This window comes from Collinsella aerofaciens, assembly GCF_018785245.1.
Classification (GTDB): domain Bacteria; phylum Actinomycetota; class Coriobacteriia; order Coriobacteriales; family Coriobacteriaceae; genus Collinsella; species Collinsella aerofaciens_AD.
The window spans coordinates 34413-56332 of sequence record NZ_WQPL01000059.1; the positions used below are offsets into that span (position 1 = coordinate 34413).

Annotated in this window: 24 protein-coding genes and 5 tRNA genes; 28 read left to right on the forward strand and 1 reads right to left on the reverse strand. The window is 59.8% G+C overall.

Annotation, left to right across the window (positions count from 1 at the left end):
* Positions 1-4: 4 nt before the first annotated feature.
* The 21 genes from GPK39_RS08985 (at position 5) to proC (ending at position 15599) form a co-directional block, all read left to right on the forward strand.
* Positions 5-898: a type II secretion system F family protein gene (locus tag GPK39_RS08985; RefSeq protein ID WP_232219721.1), complete on the forward strand. Its 894-nt coding sequence runs from the start codon at positions 5-7 to the stop codon at positions 896-898.
* Positions 895-1536: a type II secretion system F family protein gene (locus GPK39_RS08990; protein ID WP_195621199.1), complete on the forward strand. Its 642-nt coding sequence runs from the start codon at positions 895-897 to the stop codon at positions 1534-1536. Before GPK39_RS08985 ends, GPK39_RS08990 begins: the two co-directional genes overlap by 4 nt.
* Positions 1537-1546: 10 nt before the next feature.
* On the forward strand, positions 1547-1780 hold the full coding sequence (locus GPK39_RS08995) for a hypothetical protein (RefSeq protein ID WP_252204861.1): 234 nt from the start codon (positions 1547-1549) through the stop codon (positions 1778-1780).
* Positions 1744-2307 carry a hypothetical protein gene (locus tag GPK39_RS09000; RefSeq protein ID WP_215675128.1) on the forward strand — a complete coding sequence of 188 codons (564 nt, stop codon included), beginning with the start codon at positions 1744-1746 and terminating at the stop codon, positions 2305-2307. Before GPK39_RS08995 ends, GPK39_RS09000 begins: the two co-directional genes overlap by 37 nt.
* Before the next feature lies 1 nt (position 2308).
* Positions 2309-2527, forward strand: a complete 219-nt coding sequence (locus GPK39_RS09005) for a hypothetical protein (RefSeq protein ID WP_215675130.1) — start codon at positions 2309-2311, stop codon at positions 2525-2527.
* The gene (locus tag GPK39_RS09010) at positions 2463-2999 is read left to right on the forward strand and encodes a TadE/TadG family type IV pilus assembly protein (RefSeq protein ID WP_215675132.1); all 537 of its coding nucleotides are present in this window, start codon (positions 2463-2465) and stop codon (positions 2997-2999) included. Before GPK39_RS09005 ends, GPK39_RS09010 begins: the two co-directional genes overlap by 65 nt.
* A complete protein-coding gene (locus GPK39_RS09015; RefSeq protein ID WP_252204863.1) occupies positions 2971-5124 on the forward strand; it encodes a hypothetical protein in 2154 nt (717 codons plus the stop codon). Before GPK39_RS09010 ends, GPK39_RS09015 begins: the two co-directional genes overlap by 29 nt.
* On the forward strand, positions 5124-5600 hold the full coding sequence (locus GPK39_RS09020) for a TadE/TadG family type IV pilus assembly protein (protein ID WP_215675134.1): 477 nt from the start codon (positions 5124-5126) through the stop codon (positions 5598-5600). The genes GPK39_RS09015 and GPK39_RS09020 overlap by 1 nt, the downstream gene beginning before the upstream one ends.
* Positions 5597-5956, forward strand: coding sequence for a DUF192 domain-containing protein (locus tag GPK39_RS09025; RefSeq protein WP_338404412.1), 360 nt, complete (start codon positions 5597-5599; stop codon positions 5954-5956). Before GPK39_RS09020 ends, GPK39_RS09025 begins: the two co-directional genes overlap by 4 nt.
* Positions 5957-6014: 58 nt before the next feature.
* Positions 6015-6281, forward strand: a complete 267-nt coding sequence (locus GPK39_RS09030; protein ID WP_215675138.1) for a hypothetical protein — start codon at positions 6015-6017, stop codon at positions 6279-6281.
* Positions 6281-6565 carry an ATP-binding protein gene (locus tag GPK39_RS09035; RefSeq protein WP_035137167.1) on the forward strand — a complete coding sequence of 95 codons (285 nt, stop codon included), beginning with the start codon at positions 6281-6283 and terminating at the stop codon, positions 6563-6565. Before GPK39_RS09030 ends, GPK39_RS09035 begins: the two co-directional genes overlap by 1 nt.
* Positions 6566-6688: 123 nt before the next feature.
* Positions 6689-6761: transfer RNA gene (locus GPK39_RS09040), tRNA-Phe, on the forward strand.
* Positions 6762-7428: 667 nt separating this feature from the next.
* On the forward strand, positions 7429-8490 hold the full coding sequence (locus GPK39_RS09045; protein WP_215675140.1) for a glycoside hydrolase family 5 protein: 1062 nt from the start codon (positions 7429-7431) through the stop codon (positions 8488-8490).
* Between the two features lie 6 nt (positions 8491-8496).
* Positions 8497-9375 (forward strand): 16S rRNA (cytidine(1402)-2'-O)-methyltransferase, encoded by an 879-nt coding sequence (rsmI, locus tag GPK39_RS09050; RefSeq protein WP_215675142.1) that lies wholly within the window; start codon positions 8497-8499, stop codon positions 9373-9375.
* Positions 9376-9444: 69 nt separating this feature from the next.
* Positions 9445-11046 carry a methionine--tRNA ligase gene (gene metG, locus GPK39_RS09055; protein ID WP_215675144.1) on the forward strand — a complete coding sequence of 534 codons (1602 nt, stop codon included), beginning with the start codon at positions 9445-9447 and terminating at the stop codon, positions 11044-11046.
* A 107-nt stretch (positions 11047-11153) separates the two neighbouring features.
* Complete coding sequence (gene rsmA, locus GPK39_RS09060; RefSeq protein WP_215675146.1) at positions 11154-12014, forward strand: 16S rRNA (adenine(1518)-N(6)/adenine(1519)-N(6))-dimethyltransferase RsmA; 861 nt, start codon at positions 11154-11156, stop codon at positions 12012-12014.
* Positions 12004-12921: a TatD family hydrolase gene (locus GPK39_RS09065; protein ID WP_215675148.1), complete on the forward strand. Its 918-nt coding sequence runs from the start codon at positions 12004-12006 to the stop codon at positions 12919-12921. The genes rsmA and GPK39_RS09065 overlap by 11 nt, the downstream gene beginning before the upstream one ends.
* Positions 12922-12964: 43 nt before the next feature.
* Positions 12965-13051: transfer RNA gene (locus tag GPK39_RS09070), tRNA-Leu, on the forward strand.
* 288 nt (positions 13052-13339) lie between these two features.
* The gene (locus GPK39_RS09075; protein WP_215675150.1) at positions 13340-14278 is read left to right on the forward strand and encodes an SPFH domain-containing protein; all 939 of its coding nucleotides are present in this window, start codon (positions 13340-13342) and stop codon (positions 14276-14278) included.
* Positions 14279-14284: 6 nt separating this feature from the next.
* Complete coding sequence (rlmH, locus tag GPK39_RS09080) at positions 14285-14755, forward strand: 23S rRNA (pseudouridine(1915)-N(3))-methyltransferase RlmH (RefSeq protein WP_099432630.1); 471 nt, start codon at positions 14285-14287, stop codon at positions 14753-14755.
* A 73-nt stretch (positions 14756-14828) separates the two neighbouring features.
* Positions 14829-15599: a pyrroline-5-carboxylate reductase gene (proC, locus tag GPK39_RS09085; RefSeq protein WP_215675152.1), complete on the forward strand. Its 771-nt coding sequence runs from the start codon at positions 14829-14831 to the stop codon at positions 15597-15599.
* 156 nt (positions 15600-15755) lie between these two features.
* On the opposite strand, the gene GPK39_RS09090 is transcribed toward proC, so the two are convergent.
* A complete protein-coding gene (locus GPK39_RS09090) occupies positions 15756-15929 on the reverse strand; it encodes a DUF6724 family protein (RefSeq protein ID WP_215675155.1) in 174 nt (57 codons plus the stop codon).
* Between the two features lie 111 nt (positions 15930-16040).
* Between GPK39_RS09090 and serS the strand changes: the two genes are divergently transcribed.
* From serS to GPK39_RS09125, 7 genes are all read left to right on the forward strand, one after another.
* Positions 16041-17324, forward strand: coding sequence for a serine--tRNA ligase (gene serS, locus GPK39_RS09095; protein ID WP_152074052.1), 1284 nt, complete (start codon positions 16041-16043; stop codon positions 17322-17324).
* A 171-nt stretch (positions 17325-17495) separates the two neighbouring features.
* Complete coding sequence (locus tag GPK39_RS09100; RefSeq protein ID WP_215675157.1) at positions 17496-17873, forward strand: hypothetical protein; 378 nt, start codon at positions 17496-17498, stop codon at positions 17871-17873.
* Positions 17874-17952: 79 nt separating this feature from the next.
* A tRNA-Arg gene (locus GPK39_RS09105) sits at positions 17953-18029 on the forward strand.
* A 243-nt stretch (positions 18030-18272) separates the two neighbouring features.
* Positions 18273-18349: transfer RNA gene (locus GPK39_RS09110), tRNA-Arg, on the forward strand.
* Between the two features lie 348 nt (positions 18350-18697).
* A tRNA-Arg gene (locus GPK39_RS09115) sits at positions 18698-18774 on the forward strand.
* Positions 18775-19127: 353 nt separating this feature from the next.
* Positions 19128-21569 carry a tetratricopeptide repeat protein gene (locus GPK39_RS09120; protein ID WP_215675159.1) on the forward strand — a complete coding sequence of 814 codons (2442 nt, stop codon included), beginning with the start codon at positions 19128-19130 and terminating at the stop codon, positions 21567-21569.
* A 162-nt stretch (positions 21570-21731) separates the two neighbouring features.
* Positions 21732-21872, forward strand: coding sequence for a hypothetical protein (locus GPK39_RS09125; RefSeq protein ID WP_215675167.1), 141 nt, complete (start codon positions 21732-21734; stop codon positions 21870-21872).
* The last annotated feature ends 48 nt before the right edge of the window (positions 21873-21920 follow it).

Below are 21920 nucleotides of genomic sequence, written 5' to 3' on the forward strand. Positions count from 1 at the left end.
GGGTTTGGCAGGGTTTTCTGTCGCGACGGCGTGCGGGGCGGAACCTCGTGTGCCGCAGGTGCCGCCGGCGGAGCTGGCGCGTCAGGCGCTCGAGACGGTGGCAGAGAAACTGCCGCGTGAGCTGGTGGAAAACGATCTGCTGAAAAAGATCGCCCGTTCGTGGGCATCGCTGGCTCCGGCGCATCGCCTTGGCCTCGTGATCGAAGATGCTTCGGGGCGTTTGGCGTTTCTGCTGCTCTCGAGCGGTGTCTGCTGCATTTTACTAACGATGGTGTCGTTATCGCCCCTCGGATTTGCCTTGGGACTTGTTGCTCCGATTGCCGTTGGCGCCGCTCGGGATGGCTTTGAGAGCCGGCGCGAGCAACACGATGCAGAAGAGGCCATGCCCGAGGCGTTTACCGCACTTTCCATGTCGCTTGCCTCGGGACATTCGCTGGCTCAGGGCATGCGCTTTGTGGGCGCTCATGCGCAAGAACCGGTGCATACCGAGTTTTTGCGGGTGGCGGCGGCGATCGATTGCGGCATCTCGGCGACCGACGCGCTCGATGACTTGCTCGTGCGCATCGACGCCCCCGGTCTTTCGCTTGTGACCTTGGCGCTTAAGGTGTCACAGCGCACCGGCGCTCCGCTTGCCGACTTACTGTCCGAGGCGTCGAGCATGGTGGGGGAGCGCATTGAGCTCAAGCGCCGCCTAGATGTTAAGACGTCGCAGGCCCGCATGTCTGCGCATATGGTCGCGGCGATGCCGACGGGCATGTGCGCGGTGTTGGCGCTGCTTTCGGCAGATTTTCGTCGCGGTCTTGCGACGCCTGCCGGCGCGGGCGCTGTGGTGCTGGGTCTTGCCCTCAACGCCGTTGCCCTGGTGGTTATCAGGCGCATTATGCGGGTGGAGCTATGAGCGCCCCGGTTGCAGTTGCGGCTTGCCTGTGCGCTCTGAGTGTATTTGTCGCGACGGGTTTGGATCGGGCGGATGCACGCAAGATCGCAGAGGCCTGCAAGCGCGAGGCGGTGCTGGTCGCTGCCGCGGGTCGCTCGGTGGTCGATGCTCTGACCGCGCGAATGAAGGGCGCGGTTGGAGCGGGCGGTCCGGCGCGAGTGTCGCTCGGCGAAGTGTCCGAGATGATCGATGTTGTGCGCTTGGGTCTTTCGGCCGGTCTTTCGTTTGATGCGGCGCTTGAGATTTTCTGCGCCAACCGCCGGTCAGTGCTGGCTCTTCGACTTGAGCGGGCCTGCATGGCGTGGCAGGTGGGCGTGGGCACGCGTGAGGACGAGTTGTTGGCCGCCGCGCGCGACCTGGACGTGCGAGCGCTCGAGACCTTTGCCATCACGGTGGGACAGGCGCTCGCCCTGGGTGCCCCACTTGCCGAGACACTGGCCGCTCAAAGTCGCGAGATCCGTGCGGCTCATCGCGCCGCGGTTGAGCGCGAGATCGAGCGTGCGCCCGTCAAGCTGCTGATTCCCACCGGCACGCTCATCTTGCCGGCGTTGCTTCTGTCCATATTGGGCCCGCTGTTGGGAGCAGGCGGGATGATGTAGGGAGGAATACATGAACACGATGACTGACGCTGCTGGCAAGGTCCAGGGCTGGGCGTTTTGCCGGGTGACACATGTTCGTCAGCGCGCCAAGGAGCTACTGCAGGAGGAGAGCGCACAGGGTACCACCGAGTATGCCATCTTGGTCGGCGTGCTCGTGGTGATCGCGATTATCGCCATCGTCGCATTTAAGGGCAAGGTCCAAGATCTATGGAACGCTATCAGCGAGGGCATCAACAGCCTGTAGAGGGCGAGCGCCCCATCGGGGTGCTGCTGGTGTTTGCTTGCCTGGCCGTGGCGATAGCGGCGGTGCTTTGGGGGCTTAACGCCGCGCGGCAGCAGCGTCTTGGGACCGCCTCTGATTCGGGCTCAGATTCGGCGGTGGCGTCTCAAAAAGACGACACGCGAGATGCGGGCGATTCGGATGTCGCTGTCACGGCGCAAACCTTTCTGCAGACGCTCGACAAGCGGTCTGGCACTGCGACGGATTCGCCTGAGGACAACGCGATTGCGGTCCGGCTTGCATGGTCCGAGGACCGACCGATGACCGAGGCGGCGGCGGATATGTTACGCGCCTACCGCGAGGTGCCAACGGCCCAGCTCGCCCTGAGCGGCTATCTCGATATTAAGGGCAACGTATGGGGCGCCATCGTGCGCGATGGGCGCGGCTGGGTCGATATGGTGACGGTTGCCGCGGATACTGGCGATGCTTCGTGTCGTCTGCGCGCGGTGCGCCTGGTCCCGCAAACAATAAGCTCAAAGGAGGGATCGTGAAATGCATGGCGTTCTGCGTGAAGAGGTTGCCCAAGCGACTGTGGAATACGCCATCGTCACGGTGGCGCTGCTATCGATCGTGCTGGCGATTGCGGGACTTTGGCGTGCTGGCACCGATGGATGCTTGGCGGCGCTGGTTGAGCGGGCGGCATCCCATGGCGTTGCCTCGACGTCGGTTATCGACGCCGCTGCGGGCGCTAAGGACATCGCGTTGTATTGATATCGCGCGCGAGGACCGGGCGCAGTCTACGGTCGAGGCCGCTTTTTTGCTGCCGATGTTTCTGACGCTCATCCTTCTCGCACTGCAACCGGTGTGCCTGCTTTATACGCGCGCGGTCATGGAGTCTGCCGCCGCCGAGACCGCGCGGCTCATGACCACGACGACGGCGGAGGACGACGATCTTAAGGAGTTCACCCGCCGCCGGCTTGCCGCAGTGCCCAACGTTTCGATCTTTCATGCCGGTGGGCCGTTGTCGTGGGATATCGAGCTTGGCCGGGCCGGTGCGGGTGGCGTCTCGTCCGTGTCCGTTTCCGGCGAGGTCAAGCCGTTGCCTGTGATCGGTGCGTTTGCGCAGGCTATGGGTGGTACCGCCGAGGGCGGCTACGTTGAGCTCAAGGTCGATGTCTCGTATCAATCGCGTCCCGAATGGCTGGAGGGAGATTATGATTCGTGGATTGCTGCATGGGATTAAGCGTTTCTGGTCTAGATGCGTTTTGACGCGCCGTCCGAGCTGCCATCGCAAACGAGGCGGCTTTATGGGCCGCGCCGGTGTCGATCTGTTTATCGAAGACGGTGCCTACACCACGCTTTCTTCTGCCGTGGTCATCCTAGTGGTGCTCACGTTGTTGTTTTCGTCGACCGCGGCGATATGGAGCATGTCGCGTGCCGGGGATACCCAGGTGGCGGCCGATAGCGGCGCGCTGGCGGGTGCCAACGTAGTGTCGTCCTATCACACGGCTGCCACGGTGGTTGATGCGAGCATCTTGAGTCTGGGGCTGGCGGGGTTTGCCACAATCGGGACGGGCCTGGTCGCCATCCTCATCCCAGGTGCCGAACCAGTTGCCGGCAATATGGTCGACACCGGGATTGAGATCATTAAAACGCGCAACAAGTTTGCCAAAAGCGCATCGGAAGGCTTACAGAAAATCGAGACGGCTCTGCCATATCTGATCGCCGCGCGTGCCACGCAGGCGGTGTCGGCGCAGGATACCGATAGTGTGGCCTATACCGGTACGGCGCTTGCCGTGCCCAGGACATCCGAATCGGACTTCGCTGCGCTCAAAGGGTCAGAGATCTCGACCGATACCATTAAAGACACATCAGATGATTTAGAGCGTGCGGCCGAGGAGCTGCGGAAGGCTTCTGAGGACACGGCGAAGGCTAAAGAGCGCGCTTGGCTGGCGGATTGTGGCGGGTCTGACAAGGGCTCGGTCAGCAGCTGTTCTTGCATGTGGGAGCGTGTGAAAAGTCTAACGGATCTCTCTGGTGCTCAAAATCCGCATTACGCTTCGAGCGTTACGTGGGAACCGCAAGTGGCGCTCGATCGCGCGAAGGCCTACTATCGCCAGCGCCTGGCAAATGAGAAACCGCTTGGCGAGGGTCCGGAAAAACAGGCAGATTCTGCTGCACGAAAGGTGTTCTTCGCTTATGCGGGCGAAGAAGTCGAGCGGGCATATATAACTGAAAAGGACGGCAAAGTTTCCGCCCGCATTCCTTTCCTTCCGCGAAATCCAGATGAGGCGCGGACGACTGAACTCTATACCGATGCGCGTTGGCCCACGAGTGAAGTAGATAAAGTTACCTATTTGCATTATGGGACTGACTGTCCAAATTACAAAAAAGGAAAGCCGGGTGGGCTGGCATCCGTCGCAGATTTTGACGGTCACGAAACGTGTAGCGAATGCCATTTCGGTGTGTCGTCTTTAGGGTACGTTGCGATTGCAACGACTTCTGTCGAAAGGGGCTTCGAGTACCACTTCGATAAGTTCAAAGAGGCTCTGGAAGACTACGTCGAATGCCGCAACAAAGAACTCGAACTTGAGCGTCAGACCGAGGATGAGGCCGACCGTGCGGGCAATGCGTTTGACCAGGCCATTAAAGCGCTTTCGGGCGAGCGTCCGCGTATCGCTCCGCCCGGTCGCAACGGCGTGGTCGCCTTTGCGGTTACGGGTGCCATCTCGAGCCCCGACGAGCTCAACTCTTCGTTTAACACGGCAGTCAGGCTTGGCAATCGCGGTGCTATCTCTGGCGCGGTGCTGGCACCCGATGACGCGACGGCGCAAAACAACGTTCTTTCGCGATTTTTCTCGACATTGAAGGAACGCTCGGGCGGCGTTGCCGGCGTGCTCGATGGCGTCATGGATGTTTGGGGACGGCTGCTCGTAGGATACGGTGATATCCAAGGTTCGGCCGACGAACTTATGGACGAGATGATTAAAGGCCTAGGAGGGGGCAGCGGCGCGTTGGGCTCCATCGCATCGTGGCTCGGCGATACCGTTTCGGCGTCCGTGGCGGCGTTGGGTCTGGAGCCGTGTGACTTGCGCCTGCGAAAGCCAGTGCTGACCGATTCCATCAACGTCATTAAGAGCCCGGGGTCTGACATTGCTGGTCTCTCTCAAGCGCAAGACAAACTGCGAAGTATTCCGTTGGGCGTGACCGATCCCGAGGCGCTTTGCGAGGCGTTGGAATATCAAGTCGAACGCACCATTAGCGGTACGGTGTTCACGCTTGCGGAGATTCCTCTGCCCGGCGGCGGCTCCATCCCACTCACCGTCGATGTCGCCACGCTGGTTGGCGCTCTGGGCGGTGGGTCGTAATGAGTATCCGCATGCGTCTGCGCGAGGAGCGCGCCCAAGCGACGGTGGAGATGGCGGTGGTTACGCCCGTTTTGCTGGTGTTGGCACTCATCGTGTACAACGTCATGATCTTTGCCAGCGCTGTCGCGCGCTTCGACCGCGTGGTACCCGACATCGTGTTGGCGCACGCCGTGGCGTCGGAGGGGGAGGGCGACGAAAGCTCTGCCGATGCCTCGGCGACGGTTCAGACTCAAATTCTGAATGCCATGGAAGGCTATGACTTGCGGATCGAAGTGTCGAGCGAGCAAGGCGCGGAGGCATCGGATGGTGGTCTGCTCTCCCTATCCGGTACGTTTAGGACCTACACCTGCACCATGCACTATGAGCCGTGGCCGACTTCTCTCAGCATCGCTGGCGTTCCGCTGGGGGCGCCGACAACGTTGTCGCACAAGCGCACGGTGACGGTCGATCCATGGCGTCCGGGGGTGGTCATGTGACCGCGGTCTCGTCCTACATCGCCTACGCGCGGGCGCTCAACAGGCTGGGTTGGACGCCGGCCGAGTTTGTGGTAGCGGAGTCGTTTGTCATGCGCCTGCGCGGCATGCTGGGACGGCGTCCGGTTGCCGCCAACGGCCTGCCGCTCGTCATGGCGTTTCCACGCTGCTCTTCGGTCCATACGTGTTTTATGGCCTATCCCATCGACATCGCCTTCATCGATGCACGCGGCAATATCCTCGCGCGCTACGAAAACGTATGTCCCTGGTGTATGTGCTCCTGCCCCGGCGCCTGGGCCGTACTAGAGCGTCCTTCAATCATTGTTTCGACTCCTGCTCTCCAACGCGTGCCGGCTTAAGAATTGGCGACAGTGGACTTTTGTCATACGAAATTGGGTAAGATGGAGGAGAAGATGCATGGATGTTGAGATCCATCCCAACGCTAAAAAGCACCTGACGGAAAAGCAGGTGCTTAGCGCTTGGCTTGCGGTTACTGAGTGCATTCGTCGCGAGTCGAAGGACGAGCCGCCGAGATGGCTTGCAATTGGATGGCTCTCAGACGGACGAAGCGTGGAGCTTGTCGCGGTGGAGCTTGTCCGTGGGTGGCTTATCATTCATGCCTTGTCTCCAGTCCAGAAGAAATTTTGGCAGGAGATTGAACAGGCTCGGCAAAGGGGTCAATGATGGGCAAGACGTATACGGCCGCTAATGGTCAGGTTGTAACGGATGAAATGATTGACGCGTGGTGCGAGTCGTACGAGCGCGGAGAGTTTCCGGATGGCGAACACACCGTTGGTGGGATCGTGCATGGACGGCCCCCGCTCTCAGGTGAGGGGACGGCAACGCTGTCGGTCAAGATTCCTCTGGGAATGAAGGAGGCCATTCGTCGACGGGCGGCTGCCGAGGGGATGACGCCAAGTGAGTTTGCCCGTGCGGCTCTGAGTGAAAAACTTCTTGCTGCCGGCTGATGCCTCTGACGTGCCGATTTATAGAACCGAGGCTGTGCTCAAAAACTTTTTTAAAATTCTCGGTTGACCGGAACGCGTCCTTGGTTATACTAATCAAGCCTTGAAACAAGGCACACCTCAAATGGCTGGGTAGCTCAGTTGGTAGAGCAGAGGACTGAAAATCCTCGTGTCAGGGGTTCGATTCCCTTCCCCGCCACCTTGAATTGACTAGGACCTCTGTAAAGGGGTCCTTTTCTTTTATGCAGCCCCCACATGGAATCGAACCCATGAGGGCGCGGAGCTGAGTAAACGCGTAAGCGTTTGCCAGCGCAGCTCGCAAGGCGCGTAAGCGCCGCAGCGGTCCGTCCGCGCAGCGCGCGGACGCGATTCCCTTCCCCGCCACCTTGAATTGACTAGGACCTCTGCAAAGGGGTCCTTTTCTTTTATCGAGGGCTCTGCGGAAATTGCGTCCCGGAATTTGGCTTCAGAGTGGGATGCGTTTTCCGCTTTGATGTCGCTTGGGAAAGCGCGACCCGGAATCCGGCGTCAGAATGGGACGTGCTTTCCTTTTTCGGCCTTTGGCGGAAACTGCGTCCCAGATCCCGCGCTCAGAACGGGATGCATTTTCCGGTTGAGGCCTCGAACGGAAAATGCATCCCAGTCTTTTGCGAAAAACGGGATGCGCTTTCCGGCCACCTGCTTCCGGCGCATATGTACATCTCGGCGCACCAGCTCGCGCCCACCTGTCCCAGACATTCCTCCCGCTTTTGCGCCACTTTACAGACCGTTCGGTCGTCTGTCCGCACGCGCGGGTATACTCAAAACGATACTTTTCCTATGCAATACGATGCAGGCTCGGCCTGCACGATCCGAAGGGGGCAGTGATGGAGAGGATACTCGGCGTTAATCTCTCTGGCTGGTTCATTCCCGAGCCTTGGGTTACCCCGTCGCTATACGCGGCGACCGGTGCATCCAACGCGGCCGAGCTGCAGGAGGCCATGGGCACCGCCGCCTATAACGAGCGCATGCGCCGTCATTACGAGACGTTTGTGAGCGAGGACGATTTTCGCCGCATGGCGCAGATTGGCCTCAATGCCGTGCGTCTGCCGGTACCCTGGTATGCCTTTGGCTCGCAGGAGTCCGATGCGTCCTACATCTCGGTTGTCGACTACATCGACCGTGCAATTGAGTGGGCTGCCAAGTACGACATCCGCGTGCTGCTTGATCTAGCAACTGTGCCCGGTGGCCAGGGCGATTCCAACGATTCGCCCACCACGCCGGAGGCTGTCGCCGAGTGGCATTCGTCCACCAACGGTCGTCATGTCGCACTCGACGTGCTCGAGCGCTTGGCCGATCGCTACGGCGAGGCCGAGAGCCTGCTGGGCATTGAGCTGCTGGATACGCCGCAGATGAGTGTCCGCAAGAGCCTCTTCACCGTGACGGATGGCATTCCGGCGCACTACCTGCGCAACTTCTATCGCGATGCCTATGAGCTCGTCCGTTCGTATATGCCCGAGGATAAGATCGTCGTCTTCTCGTCGTCGGGGCATCCCAGCGAGTGGAAGCATTTTATGCGCGGCACTAAGTACAAGAACGTCTACATGGACCTTCACCTGTACCATTACCGCGACGAGCATGCGCTCGACATCACGAGCCCCCGCGGGCTGACGACGGCGATTTCGCGTAACAAGCGCGAGCTTAAAGAAGCGATTTCAACTGGGTTCCCCGTGCTGGTGGGCGAATGGTCGGGCGCGGCGATCTTTGCCAACTCGTCGGTTACGCCCGAGGGCCGCAATGCCTACGAGCGCGTGTTTATCGCCAACCAGCTGGCTTCGTTTGCGCCGGCTGCCGGTTGGTTCTTCCAAACGTGGAAGACCGAGAAGCGCATTGCAGCATGGGACGCCCGCGCGGCGCTCGGTACGCTCGAGCGCGGCATGATTGAATAGGTTGATATGACGCAAAACAGCGCCCATACGGGCAAACTCTATGTGGTCGGCACGCCCATCGGCAACCTGGGCGACCTGTCCCCGCGCGTTGGCGAAGCCTTTGCCGCTGCCGATGTCATCTGCTGCGAGGACACGCGCGTGACCTCAAAGCTGCTGATGCATCTGGGTATTTCCAAACCGCTCGTCCGCTGCGACGAAAATGTCATTGCAAGCCGTGCTGCCGGCCTGGTCGACCGTCTGCTGGCGGGGGAGACCCTCGCCTTTGCCTCGGATGCCGGTATGCCGAGCGTGTCAGACCCCGGCCAGGCACTGGTCGAGGCAGCGCGCGAGGCCGATGTGCCCGTTGAGGTCATCCCCGGTCCCTCTGCGTGCGTTACGGCGCTCGTGTCGTCCGGCATTCCCTGTGAGCACTTCTTCTTCGAAGGCTTTTTGGGTCGCAAACATGGTGACCGTGTGCGTCGGCTGCAACGTCTTGCCGTGGTGCCCGGTGCGCTCATCTTCTACGAGTCTCCACATCGCATCGTGGCGACGCTCGAAGCCGTGGCCGAGGTTTTTCCCCAGCGTGAGGTTGCCGTCTGCCGCGAACTCACCAAGCTGCACGAGGAGGTCTTGCGTGGGCCTGCCACCCAGCTTGTCGAGGAGCTACGTGCCCGCGGCGAGGTAAAGGGCGAGATTGCGCTGGTCATCGCGCCACCGTGCGAGGATGAGGAGGCCGGCATCGTGCCGGTTGGCGCCGCGGCAGTGGATCCCGACGAGGCCCTGCGCGCGGATATCCGTGCTGCGCTCGAGGAGGGGGAGCCCGCCTCTGCGGTGGCCAAGCGCCTGTCTCAGAAGTATTCGCGCCGCAAGCGCGATGTCTATGCCATGGTACTCGATATGCAATAGATGGAGGATATGCGGCCCTTGCGCTAGAATCATCCCCTGTATGCAACGTTTTTCTGGAGGACAAACCCCATGGATCAAAGCAAGCCTTCGTTCTTTATCACGACGCCCATCTACTACGTCAACGCCGATCCGCACCTGGGCACGGCCTATTCCACCATCATCGCCGACGTCCAGGCTCGCTATCGCCGCTCCGCCGGCTATAACGTCAAGTTCCTGACCGGCATGGACGAGCACGGCGAGAAGGTCGCCGAGGCCGCAGCCAAGCACAACATGACGCCGCAGGAGTGGACCGACAGCCAGGCCCCGCACTTCAAGGAGCTTTGGAGCAAACTCGAGATCTCCAACGACGACTTCATCCGCACCACCGAGCCGCGCCAGCATCATGCCGTGCAGTACCTGTGGGAGCGCATGAAGGAGTCTGGCTACCTGTATAAGGGCAGCTACGACGGTTGGTATTGCGTGCCTGACGAGACCTACTTCACCGACACGCAGGTCCAGAAGGGTGACGAGGAGTACGGCAGCGTCGGTCAGCACCTGTGCCCCGACTGCCACCGTCCGCTCGAGCGCGTGCAGGAGGAGTCCTACTTCTTTAAGCTCTCCGCGTTCCAGGATAAGCTGCTCAAGCTCTATGACGAGCACCCCGACTTTGTCGAGCCCGCGTTCCGCATGAACGAGGTGCGTAGCTTTGTCGAGGGCGGCCTCAACGACCTTTCCGTGAGCCGCACGAGTTTTGACTGGGGCATCCAGGTTCCGTTTGACGAGGGCCACGTGACCTATGTGTGGTTCGACGCGCTGCTCAACTATATGACGGCCGTCGGCTACGGCGTCGATACCGACGAGGCCCGTGCCGAGCTGGCCTATCGCTGGCCCGCGCAGTTCCACATCGTGGGCAAGGACATCATCCGTTTCCATTGCGTTATTTGGCCGGCCATGCTCATGGCCATTGGCGAGGCCCTGCCCGAGCACGTCTTTGCCCATGGCTTCCTGACCGTGCGCAATGCCGAGACCGGTAAGGCCGAGAAGATGTCCAAGAGCCGCGGCAACGCCATCGCTCCGCAGGACGTTATCGACATGCTGGGCGTCGAGGGCTACCGCTATTACTTTATGACCGACGTGGTTCCCGGCACCGACGGCGCCATCAGCTTCGATCGCATGGAGCAGGTCTACAACGCCGATCTGGCCAACAGCTGGGGCAACCTCATTTCGCGCTCGCTCAACATGAGTGCAAAGTACTTTGACGGCTGCGCCCCGGCTAAACCGGCGTCTGCCGACGCGTTCGACAACCCGCTGGCAAAAATCGCCGACGGTTTGGTCGAGCGCTACATGGCCAAGATGGACGTGCTGGATTACGGTGGAGCCAAGGACGAGGTCATGGAGCTCATCCACGCTGCCAACCACTACATCGAGGATTCCGAGCCCTGGGCGCTTGCCAAGGACGAGGCCAAGGCCGACGAGCTGGCGTTTGTGATCTACAACCTGCTCGAGGCAATCCGCATCGCCGCCCACCTGCTGATGCCGCTCATGCCCCAGACTTCTGCCGAGGCTCTGCGCCGTCTGTCCTGCGAGGGCGAGGCCACGAGTGACGACCTTAAGGGCGTTTGCGCTTGGGGCCTGCTTGCCGGCGGCCAGCCCGTCGAGAAGGGCGACCCGCTGTTCCCGCGTCTGGGCTAAGTCGCTGCGCGCCATATCGGCAATTTGCTGTTTAGATGTAAGGGCATGGCCGCAACGGTCCATGCCCTTTTGCTTTACGATGCAGCCACCATGTTAAGGAGGCAACCATGACAACTTCGCCTTTGGCAAACCCCACGGCAACCAGGGAGCTGCTAGAGGAGTTTGGCCTTGCGACCAAGCATCGCCTGGGCCAGAACTTCCTGATCGACAACCATGTGATTGAGCGCATCTGCGAGCTAGCCGAGCTTGCGGGCGATGAGTGCGTGCTCGAGGTCGGACCGGGTTGCGGCACGCTGACGTTGGCCCTGCTGCAGGAGGCGGCGTGCGTTACGTCGATCGAGGCCGATCCCGAGCTCGAGCCGGTGCTCGATGCCCATGCCGCCGACTATGCCAACTTCCGCTTTATCATGGGCGACGCGCTCAAGGTGACGCCGGAACAGATTGAGCAGGCTGCTGGTGGCGAGCCCACGGTGTTTGTCGCGAACCTGCCCTATAACGTGGCGGCGACGATCATCTTGCAGTTCTTCCAGACGATGCCAGCGCTCAAGCGTGCTGTGGTCATGGTGCAAAAGGAAGTTGCCGATCGCATTGCCGCAGTTCCCGGCAACAAAACCTATGGCGGCTATACGGCCAAGCTGGGCCTGTATGCGCAGGTGACGGGTCGCTTTGAGGTGCCGCCGCGCTGCTTTATGCCGGCACCGCATGTGGACTCCGCCGTCGTGCGTATCGACCGTGTTGATGGCGCGCTGCCCGAGGGGCTTGACCGCGACTTTGTGGCTCGCGTGATTGACGCCGCATTTGCCCAGCGCCGCAAGACCATTCGCAATTCCATGGGCGCCAACGGCTTTGCCAAGGACGTGCTCGATGCTGCCTTTGAGACTTGCGGTATCGCGCCCACGTCGCGTGCCGAGACGCTTGACGTTGCGGACTTTGTCCGTCTGGCCCAGGAGCTATCCCATGTCGCTTAATGCCGAACGCGTGACGTTTACCAAGAAAAAGAAAACGGTCGTCTGTCCGGAGCCGCTGGCGCCACTTGCCGATACCCATGCGCATCTGCTCTCATTTTGGGGCAAGGAAGTGCCCGAGACGCTCGTGCGCGCCAAAGCCGCGGGCGTCGACCTGTTGGTGACGATGTTCGACCCCATCGCTGACAAACGCAGCGTGACGGACTATAGCGACTGGCTGACGCACGAGATTCTGCCGATGCAGGATATTCCACAGATCAAGTATCTCGCCGGCGTGCATCCGTATGGCGCACCGGACTATACCGATGATATCCATGCCCAGGTTGTGGCCGCACTCGACGATCCGTTGTGTGTTGGCATCGGCGAAATTGGCCTGGACTACCACATGGACTATGACGACGATGTCGCGCCGGCGCCTCATGACATGCAGATTGACTGCATGGCGCGTCAGCTTGAGCTTGCCGTGCGTCGCAACGTGCCGGTGGAGCTACATTTGCGGCACGAGGACACCGACCAAGAGCGCACGTCGCACACGGACGCCTACAACGTGCTCCGCGAGGTAGGTGTGCCTCAGGCCGGTTGTGTGCTGCACTGCTTTGGCGAGGATCGCGCCACGATGGAGCGCTTTGTGGGCTTGGGCTGTTATATCGCCTATGGAGGCGCGGCTACCTTTAAGCGCAACGATGACGTGCGCGAGGCATTCGCGGCAACCCCGCTCGATCGTATTTTGTTTGAGACGGACTGCCCGTACATGGCGCCGGAGCCGATCCGCGGTCTTGAGTGCGAGCCCGCAATGATTTCTATTACGGCAAATGCGCTGGTTAACGACCGTGTCGATCGCACGGGGGAGGATGCCGAGGCTATCGCGCGAGCAGCTTGGGAAAATGCCTGCCAACTTTTTCAAAAATAGTTCTTGCGTTCGCGGTGGCGCTCCGTTATTCTAATTCCTGCACGCGGGCGTGGCGGAATTGGCAGACGCGTACGGTTCAGGTCCGTATGGGGGCAACCCCATGAAGGTTCAAGTCCTTTCGCCCGCACCATTGATTGAAAGAGCTCCCAGTAATGGGGGCTTTTTTGTTATGGGCCCATCGCAGGGACTTGAACCTGTGAAGGAGCGAGCGTAAAGAAAACGCGGAGCGTTTTTAGCGAGCTGGCGAGGGCGCCGGCAGGCGGCCGAAGCCGGTGCGAATCCGCGCAGCGGATACGCGGACGTCCTTTCGCCCGCACCATTAAATGAAAGAGCTCCCAGCAATGGGGGCTTTTTTGTTATGCACGATCTCCTTGGACGGGTATCCTAATGCCAACGTGTGCCTATCAGAGGAGAGACCATGCTGTTTTCCGGTATCATTGCCGCCCTTACGAGCCTTCTGCTTCCCATCATCATTCTGTTGCTACTGCTTCCCAACGCCTGCTATGTCGTTGAACAACAGCATGCCGTGATCATCGAGCGCCTGGGCAAGTTTAACCGCATCGTCAACGCGGGCTTCCACATGAAGGTGCCCGTGATCGACCGCAAGGCCGCCACGGTGAGCCTGCGCACCATGAAAAACGGTTTTGGCATCGACGTTAAGACCCAGGACAACGTGACCATCGGCCTTGAGGTCTCTGCTCAGTACCACGTGAGCTATGACATGGGCGCCGGCCCGGCAGATTCGGGTATCTACAAGAGCTACTACATGCTGCAGGAGCCCGTCGACCAGATGCGTGACTTCATCACCGACGCCCTGCGCTCTTCGATTCCCGTCTACACACTCGATGAGGTCTTTGCCAAGAAGGATGACATCGCCAAGGATGTCAACGCTACCGTTTCCGAGCAGATGGCCGCCTACGGCTTCACCCTCGTGTCGACGCTCATCACCAAAATCGCACTGCCGACCGAGGTCGAGAACTCCATGAACGACATCAACGCTGCCCAGCGCAAGCGCGCTGCGGCACAGGAGCTCGCTGAGGCCGACCGCATCAAGCGCGTCACCGAGGCGACCGCCGAGGCTGAGGCTATGGAAAAGGCGGGCGAGGGCATCGCCAACCAGCGCAAGGCCATCGCGCTGGGTATCAAAGATTCGCTCGAGATCATCCAAGAGACGGGTGTCGGCAATGACGAGGCCAACCAACTGTTCATGTTTACGCAGTGGTCCGAGATGATGACGGAGTTCGCTCGCACGGGTAAAACCTCGACGGTCGTGTTGCCGAGCGACTTCTCGCAGTCAGCCTCTATGTTCGAGCAGATGCTGACCGCCGGCAAGGTCCAGAACGAGTCGAAGGAGTAGGCACGCGTGAAATACACCGTCGTTTGTGTCGGCAAGCTTAAAGAGCGCTTTTGGAAGGACGCGTGCGCTGAGTACACCAAGCGCCTAGGTGCCTACGCCAAGGTGGATATCCGCGAGGTGGCCGATATCGACCCGGCTAAGGCGGGCGGCGTGGATGCCGCGCGCGACAAGGAGGGGGCGGCGATTCTTGCTGCCTTGCCGTCTCGAGCGCATGTGATCCTGCTGGCTATCGAGGGCAAGGAGCGTTCGAGCGAGGAGTTCTCGGCCCGCCTCGATGACCTCATGCTGAGAGGCAACAGCGACATCGCCTTTGTGATTGGCGGATCGGACGGCGTGAGCGATGATGTGCGCGCACGCGCCGACGAGATGCTCAGCTTTGGACGCATTACCTTGCCGCATAATCTGGCGCGCGTGGTACTGCTGGAGCAGATTTACCGTGCCTGCAAGATCAGCCGCGGCGAGCCGTATCACAAATAGGTCGGCAATACGAAACAATGACGTGGGACAATGGCTTTCGTTTTGAAGAGCGTGTCTGAGAGGACTATGAGATATGAAGATTGGATTTGTCGGTTTTGGCAATATGGCGAGCGCTATGGCCGATGGCTGGATCGCTTCCGGTGTGGCTGCGAGCGACATGTGTGCCTGCGCGGGTCGATACGACGCGCTGGTCGATCGCTGCAAGGCGCGCGAGATGACCGCCTGCCATGATGCAGCTGAGGTTGTTGCTGCGTCCGATATCGTAGTCGCCGCGGTCAAGCCGTACATGATCGAGAAGGTCTTCGCACCGCTCAAGGACGCTCTTGCCGACAAGGTCGTCCTTTCGGTTGCCTGGACTTGGGATAGTGCTAAATGGGAGCAGGTCCTGCCGGGTGTCGCGCATATCTCGACGGTGCCCAACACGCCGGTTTCGGTGGGCGAGGGCGTCATCGTCTGCGAGAAGGCCTCCACGCTTAGCAGCGAGCAGCGAGCTGCGGTGCTCGACCTGCTCGGTAGGCTTGGCGCCGTTGTCGAGCTCGACACGAGCCTGCTGTTTGTGGGCGGTACCGTGGGTGGTTGTGCCCCGGCATTTGTTGCCATGGCGATCGAGGCCCTGGGTGATGCCGCCGTCAAGCATGGCATTCCGCGTGCCGATGCCTATCGCATCGTGAGCCAGATGGTGCTGGGCACGGCAAAACTGCAGCTTGCAACGGGGCAGCATCCTGCGGCGATGAAGGACGCCGTGTGCTCGCCCGGCGGCGCCACCATTAAGGGTGTCGTTGCGCTCGAGGACGCCGGTATGCGCAGCGCCCTGGTCAAGGCCATCGACGCCACTCTCCAGTAAACCGACCAAAAGGGGACAGGTTTATTTTGGCAGGTTTTTCCTGCGGTTTTGTCTCTTTAGCAAAAAGCGCCCCGCAACCGGATTGATTCCAGTTGCGGGGCGCTTGCGTTTGCCCAGATAAAACCGACCAAAATAAACCTGTCCCTTTTTGGCGGGTTAGTCCCAGAAGCTGTCTTCCTCGTCCTCGGACTTGGGCCCGCGGTCGACGTAAATCTTATGCGTGCGCTTCTCGAGCACAAAGGCGAGGATCGCAAACAGCAGGATGCCGCCGCCAAAAAGAATGGCAAAACCGGTGCTGGTGCCAAACAAAAAGGAAAAAACTGCGTCCATTGGGTGCCTTCTTGCGTAGTTGAGTTGGGTCGTAAACGCTCATAAGTATATACTTGCCCATACATGTACAAGGTTGCAACCTAAATGGAATGTATATCGCCGGAGGATCTAATGCTTGATATCAAGTTTGTTCGCGAGAACCCCGATGCCATCGACACCGCCATGGCTAACCGCCAGACGTCTTGGGATCGCGAGAAGTTCTTTGAGCTCGACGACGAGCGTCGCGCCGTCATCACCGAGGTCGAGGAGCTCCAGGCTACGCGCAACGCCGAGTCCAAGAAGATCGGCGCCCTGATGAAGGAGGGCAAGAAGGACGAGGCCGAGGCAGCCAAGGAGGCCGTGCGCGCCGTCAACGAGAAGATCGACGGTCTGGCCGAGCGCCGTACCGCCCTCGAGCAGGAGCAGTACGACTTCATGGCTCACTTGCCCAACATTCCGTGCGAGGCTACCCCGTACGGCAAGGACGAGGATGAGAACATCGAGCGTCGTCGTTGGGGCACCCCGCGCGAGTTCGACTTCGACTTCAAGCCGCATTGGGACCTGGGAACCGACCTCGATATCCTCGATTTCGAGCGCGGCAACAAGCTCTCCGGTAGCCGCTTCACCGTTCTCGGTGGCGCTGGCGCCCGCCTGGAGCGCGCCCTCATCAACTTCTTCCTGGACACGCACACCAGCCGTGGCTTCAAGGAGTGGTGGCCGCCCATCGTCGTCAAGCGTCAGACCATGTTTGGCACGGGCCAGCTGCCCAAGTTCGAGGACGACGCCTATCACGTCTCGGGCGACAACTTCCTGATCCCCACCGCCGAGGTCGTGCTTACCAACCTGCACGCTGGCGAGGTCCTGGACGCCGACACCCTTCCGCGCCGCTACACTGCCTTCACCCCCTGCTTCCGCGAGGAGGCCGGCTCCGCTGGTCGCGACACCCGCGGCATTATCCGCCAGCACGAGTTCGACAAGGTCGAGATGGTCAAGTTTGCCAAGCCGGAGGAGTCCGACGAGGAGCTCGAGAGCATGACCGCCGAGGCCGAGTACCTGCTGCAGCAGCTGGGCCTTCCGTATCGCGTGATTAGCCTGTGCACCGGTGACCTGGGCTTCTCTGCCCGTCAGACCTACGACGTCGAGGTTTGGCTGCCGAGCTACAACGCCTACAAGGAGATTAGCTCCTGCTCCAACTGCGGCGACTTCCAGGCCCGTCGTGCCAACATCAAGTATCGCGACCCCGAGAACTTCAAGGGCTCGCGCTACCTGCACACCCTCAACGGTTCCGGTCTGCCGGCTGGCCGCACCATGGCTGCCATTCTGGAGAACTACCAGAACGCCGACGGCACCATCACGATCCCCGAGGTTCTTCGTCCCTACATGGGTGGCCTCGAGAAGATCGAGCCGGTCGCGTAACTTAGACGCACAAGCGATTTGCAAGGGCGCTCCATCTGGGGCGCCCTATTTTGTGCGCAGCCCATACCATGCCGTCCGGACAGCTCAATAGAAAATACACGAACACGCGTTCTGTATACAGTCATCTACCTGCTATGCTTTTACCAGATAAGAGCGAGAGAAAGGGACGCGATGGAACTGTTTGACGAGCGGGTGGTTTTGTTTGAGAGCGACGAAGAGGGAGAGCGCCTGTTGGTAACGTGCGAGCCGTCTGGTATGGGCGGCTTGGTGGTACGGCAGACGAGCGAGGGCCCGTTGACGCAATGGTGCTTTGAGGAATCGCCGCATGTGGTCGAGACATTTGTGGCGCACGAGGGACTTGTGGCCCTTGAGCACTTCTATGGGGTTCGGACATCTAACCAGGTTGCTCGAATGCTGAGCATCTCGTTTGCCGATTACGATTGCGCTCAACGGGTCCGCTCACTCCTTGGGGAACTCGATGCCAAGTTTGACGTGGTCGAAAAACCGATCGATCGCACGGTGAGCGCTGGCGTATGCGGAGCAGCGTGAGGTAAATACGCCCAGGAGAAAAAAGTTTGAGATTGCGCTTGACTCTGATGAACTAAAGTGGTTTTATATGTCTTGCGCTGCGGCGTTACCTCAGCTGGATAGAGGGTCTGACTACGAATCAGAACGTCATAGGTTCGAATCCTATACGCCGCACCAATTGAAATTGAGAGCCTCCGGCGACGGGGGCTTTTCTTTTATGGAAACACCCCATGGATTCGAACCTCGGTCGAGGCGCGAGCGTGAAGCGGACGCGGAGCGTCCGTAGCGAGCGGGCGAGTCCGCCGGCAGGCGGGCGAAGCCGGTGCGGATCCGCGAAGCAACAAATCGACGCACCGTAAAAATTTTTCCAAATTGTTGCTTGACCCATCGAGGGGTCACGTGCATAATAATCCGTGCGTTGCGGCGTTACCTCAGCTGGATAGAGGGTCTGACTACGAATCAGAACGTCATAGGTTCGAATCCTATACGCCGCACCAATTGACTTTAAAGCTCCCGGCAACGGGGGCTTTTCTTATATGGGAGCATTGCGGAGATTCGAACCTCGGTCGAGGCGCGAGCGTCAAGAAAACGCGGAGCGTTTTCAGCGAGCGAGCGAGTCCGCCGGCAGGCGGGCGAAGCCGGTGCGGATCCGCGCAGCGGATGCGCGGAATCCTATACGCCGCACCAATTGACTTTAAAGCTCCCGGCAACGGGGACTTTTCTTATATCGAGATGCATCGAAGATCACGCCAAGTGGTCCAAATGAGTAAAAATCAAATTCAATAACTTTTTTTGAAAAAACGCTTGACCATTATTCAGTCCATGTGCATAATAATCAACAAGTCGCGGCGTTACCTCAGCTGGATAGAGGGTCTGACTACGAATCAGAACGTCATAGGTTCGAATCCTATACGCCGCACCATTTGAGATTAAAGCTCCCGGCAACGGGGGCTTTTCTTTTACGTAAACACCGCATGGATTCGAACCTCGGTCGAGGCGCGGGCGTAAAGAAAACGCGGAGCGTTTTTAGCCCGCGGGCGAGCACGCCGGCAGGCGGGCGAAGCCGGTGCGGATCCGCGCAGCGGATGCGCGGAATCCTATACGCCGCGCCATTTGAGATTAAAGCTCCCGGCAACGGGGGCTTTTCTTTAGCGCCAGCTTGAGTGCTTTCGTCCAAAGGGACGATTTCCTGTCGACTCGTGTAAGATTCCGAGTAGATGTCGCGACTTATTCGCGACCACTCCTTCTTCAAGCGACCGATCAGGGTGATACTTCGTGGCAGAGCGTCCGACATACAAGCTCAGGTTTCTCGATCCCAAGAAGCGCTTTCCGGCGATACCCGAGCAGCCTGCGGGACGCTCATATGGCGTGGTCTGGAAACTCTTTGGCGAGGATCAGCGTGAATCTTGTTATGTCGTCGAGTTCGTTGGCAAAAGTCATGTGTCGCTTTTGGGCTACGTAAGCGTTTCGGGTGAGGTGTACAAGGTGGACCGCCCCGTCAGCGAGGCTCCGCTGCCCAACGATCCCGACATGGAACTGGTCCTTGACGAGTCGGATTCCAGTATTGGTGAGATTATGGTAAGGGAAGCCAACGGTGCAATGCACGCATGTGCGCAAACTGTCGGTTCTCCCGAAGGCCCCATGCGCGAGCAGTCCGACCACGAGACATGGAATTCGACCCGCGCCCTTCCTTACGGCGAGTTCATGGCATCGATGTTCCTGCGCTACGTGATATTCGCTGACTCCGAAAATGCCATTGCGAGCACGGCGGACGCCGGCGGACTCGACGAGGGTATGCAAAATGTTGTCGACAAGATCAAGCTCGTAAAGTTGCCCGAGCCGGTCGAGGTGTTTTTGGGCTTTAACACGGCACCGCTACCTGACGCTATCGAGACGCTGCTCTACCGCGTTGACCATGCCGAGAATCCGAGCGGTATCGAGCGCTATGCCGCCACCCTTATGAGCGAAATTGACTTGCCCCGTCTGCGCACCATCGCTGCCAAGTCCGAGATGAGCCTGGCTCGCATTGATCGTTCAAAGCTTTTCTATCTCAATTTTGATCGTAGCCTGCTGGACCAGGACGAGATTGACATGCTGCTTGCAATAGAGTGCCGTCTCAACCGCCTTTCCGGCATCCTCGAGCGCATCGGGGCCGGATTGGCCCCCGCGGCCTCGTCGCCGAGCCTTGAGGGCTGTGCACTCTTTGATTCGTGGCATATCGCTAAGACGACCAACGATGTTCCCCGACTGCTCGATACGGCTTCGAGCGATAACCCGTGGGCCAAGCCGGGAACGGTTTCGTGCCAGCCGGGCGGCGAGTGGGACGTGCGCACCCGTTTTGCGGGAATCGTTGAGGCGCTCAACGTGGTCACGCGGCTCGACTATACCTATCGGGCAAACGTTGCCGAGGGGATTATGCTCGTTCGGTTTGGGCAGTCTGTCGTTGATGCCATGCTGCAACGTGAATACGACGCTCAGGATGACGCCTGGCGCGAGCTGGACGAGGACGCGCGCGCGATCTGGGCCGCGGAGCACGATGCGCGCGTGGCACTCACGCTTGCGGCAGCGTGTTTTGCCGCGGGCACCTGCATCACGCGCTGCTATGTGCAGATTGCTGCTCCCGACAGTGAGCAGGGCGAGCGCGTTGTTGCAACGTATTTCTTTGGGCGCGCGGCCTATCTGGCCGATTGCGTGCCTGTCGCCAAGGATCTTGAGAGCATGGACATGGACGATATGCCGTGCAAGCGTGTGCTTGAGGCGTATGAGTCAACCGCTCCGGAGACGATTGAGCCTGCGGAGGTTCATGCTCGTCCGCGTGATGACCATCGCACGCTGCCGCCGGCGCTGCGCGATCTGCTGCTTGCCGATACGGCTGACGAGTTGGAGGTCATGGAAGAGGACGACGACCCATACGTGGCCCGTGTTGTTGAATTGCGCGAGCAGGCAAAAGTCGACCGTACAGGTGCTTTTGAAGGCTTTTCCCGTCTTGTCGAGGAGTTGGAGGCTAAGTGCGCCGTCGCCGAGCTTTTGGCGACAGGTCCGGTTCAAACGCAGTTTTGCGATAACCAGCTGGTGCGCATGGTGCTACCGGTGTTGGAAGAAGACGACTCTGTGCGGATCCTTCGTGCGCCCGATGCGCTGTACTTTGCCCAGCACGAGATTTGCAGCTTTTACGCCGAGCAAGAGGACTTTGAACGAGCACTGCCCGAGGTGCGCCATCTTTACGATCTGGCGCGCTCGTCCATGCAATCGCACTTTGCGCTCATCAACGTGCTTGCGCGTCTGGAGCGCTTTGACGAGATTATCGAGGTGGCGCGCCACGGCCTACGTATTGCCAGCGATCGTTCTGCAATTGGCTACCTGTTCTACCGCTTGGCGTTTGCCTATTGGAATTGCGATCAGCTCGACCTGGCGCTGGCTTGTTACCGTCTAGTGCCGCGCGGTGAGGAATCGGGCAGCAGCGCGCTGGAAGAAATGCAGGGCCTCATGAACGAGATGGGCGTCAGCGAGCCGCCGACGTTCGAGGAAGCGGTCGAGACCATCCGCACGGCTGGACTTGAGCTGCCGCCAGTGTCCGCCGTGACGAATCAGCTGGCGGATGCCGCCGTGCAACTGGTCGACAACGGCTTCTTTTTCCTTGCACGCGGTTGCATCTTCCAAATGTGGCGCACCATGGGTAACGACGAGCTCGGCTCCCTCAACCGCTCGCTGGGGTAGGGGCGATATAGAGGGGCCGCACCGCGCTATTTGTATCGGCGCGGGCGGGAGGACCCGGCAGGATTGGTAAGGCATAAAGCCGCCGAGCCTGCTAAAACTGTTAAACTCTGCTAAAGTTGCTAAACTTTGTTAAAGTTGTTAAAACTAGCAGAGGAGGGCAGAATGATGAAAGCTGTTAACCCCTTTAAGCCAACGGCGGGCATGAATCCGCCTGAGCTTATCGGACGGGACACTGTTTTGGATGACTTTGCCGAGGCTCTTGAGAATGGTCGGTTGATTTCCGATCTCAGCCGAACACATTGAGCAAATAGGCCATTCCCGCAGTTAGCCGAACGCCCCCGAGGCCCCATC

Excerpts from the sequence above, each read along its gene's own strand:
- GPK39_RS09065 (WP_215675148.1), top strand. The coding sequence starts at position 12,004 with ATGTCGCTTAATGCCGAACGCGTGACGTTTACCAAGAAAAAGAAAACG.
- GPK39_RS08990 (WP_195621199.1), top strand. The coding sequence starts at position 895 with ATGAGCGCCCCGGTTGCAGTTGCGGCTTGCCTGTGCGCTCTGAGTGTA.
- GPK39_RS09125 (WP_215675167.1), top strand. The coding sequence starts at position 21,732 with ATGATGAAAGCTGTTAACCCCTTTAAGCCAACGGCGGGCATGAATCCG.
- GPK39_RS09090 (WP_215675155.1), bottom strand. The coding sequence starts at position 15,929 with ATGGACGCAGTTTTTTCCTTTTTGTTTGGCACCAGCACCGGTTTTGCC.
- GPK39_RS09100 (WP_215675157.1), top strand. The coding sequence starts at position 17,496 with ATGGAACTGTTTGACGAGCGGGTGGTTTTGTTTGAGAGCGACGAAGAG.
- metG (WP_215675144.1), top strand. The coding sequence starts at position 9,445 with ATGGATCAAAGCAAGCCTTCGTTCTTTATCACGACGCCCATCTACTAC.
- proC (WP_215675152.1), top strand. The coding sequence starts at position 14,829 with ATGAAGATTGGATTTGTCGGTTTTGGCAATATGGCGAGCGCTATGGCC.
- GPK39_RS08995 (WP_252204861.1), top strand. The coding sequence starts at position 1,547 with ATGAACACGATGACTGACGCTGCTGGCAAGGTCCAGGGCTGGGCGTTT.
- GPK39_RS09075 (WP_215675150.1), top strand. The coding sequence starts at position 13,340 with ATGCTGTTTTCCGGTATCATTGCCGCCCTTACGAGCCTTCTGCTTCCC.
- rsmI (WP_215675142.1), top strand. The coding sequence starts at position 8,497 with ATGACGCAAAACAGCGCCCATACGGGCAAACTCTATGTGGTCGGCACG.
- GPK39_RS09005 (WP_215675130.1), top strand. The coding sequence starts at position 2,309 with ATGCATGGCGTTCTGCGTGAAGAGGTTGCCCAAGCGACTGTGGAATAC.
- GPK39_RS09000 (WP_215675128.1), top strand. The coding sequence starts at position 1,744 with ATGGAACGCTATCAGCGAGGGCATCAACAGCCTGTAGAGGGCGAGCGC.
- serS (WP_152074052.1), top strand. The coding sequence starts at position 16,041 with ATGCTTGATATCAAGTTTGTTCGCGAGAACCCCGATGCCATCGACACC.
- rsmA (WP_215675146.1), top strand. The coding sequence starts at position 11,154 with ATGACAACTTCGCCTTTGGCAAACCCCACGGCAACCAGGGAGCTGCTA.
- GPK39_RS09035 (WP_035137167.1), top strand. The coding sequence starts at position 6,281 with ATGGGCAAGACGTATACGGCCGCTAATGGTCAGGTTGTAACGGATGAA.
- GPK39_RS09010 (WP_215675132.1), top strand. The coding sequence starts at position 2,463 with ATGGCGTTGCCTCGACGTCGGTTATCGACGCCGCTGCGGGCGCTAAGG.
- GPK39_RS09015 (WP_252204863.1), top strand. The coding sequence starts at position 2,971 with ATGATTCGTGGATTGCTGCATGGGATTAAGCGTTTCTGGTCTAGATGC.
- GPK39_RS09020 (WP_215675134.1), top strand. The coding sequence starts at position 5,124 with ATGAGTATCCGCATGCGTCTGCGCGAGGAGCGCGCCCAAGCGACGGTG.
- GPK39_RS09030 (WP_215675138.1), top strand. The coding sequence starts at position 6,015 with ATGGATGTTGAGATCCATCCCAACGCTAAAAAGCACCTGACGGAAAAG.
- GPK39_RS09045 (WP_215675140.1), top strand. The coding sequence starts at position 7,429 with ATGGAGAGGATACTCGGCGTTAATCTCTCTGGCTGGTTCATTCCCGAG.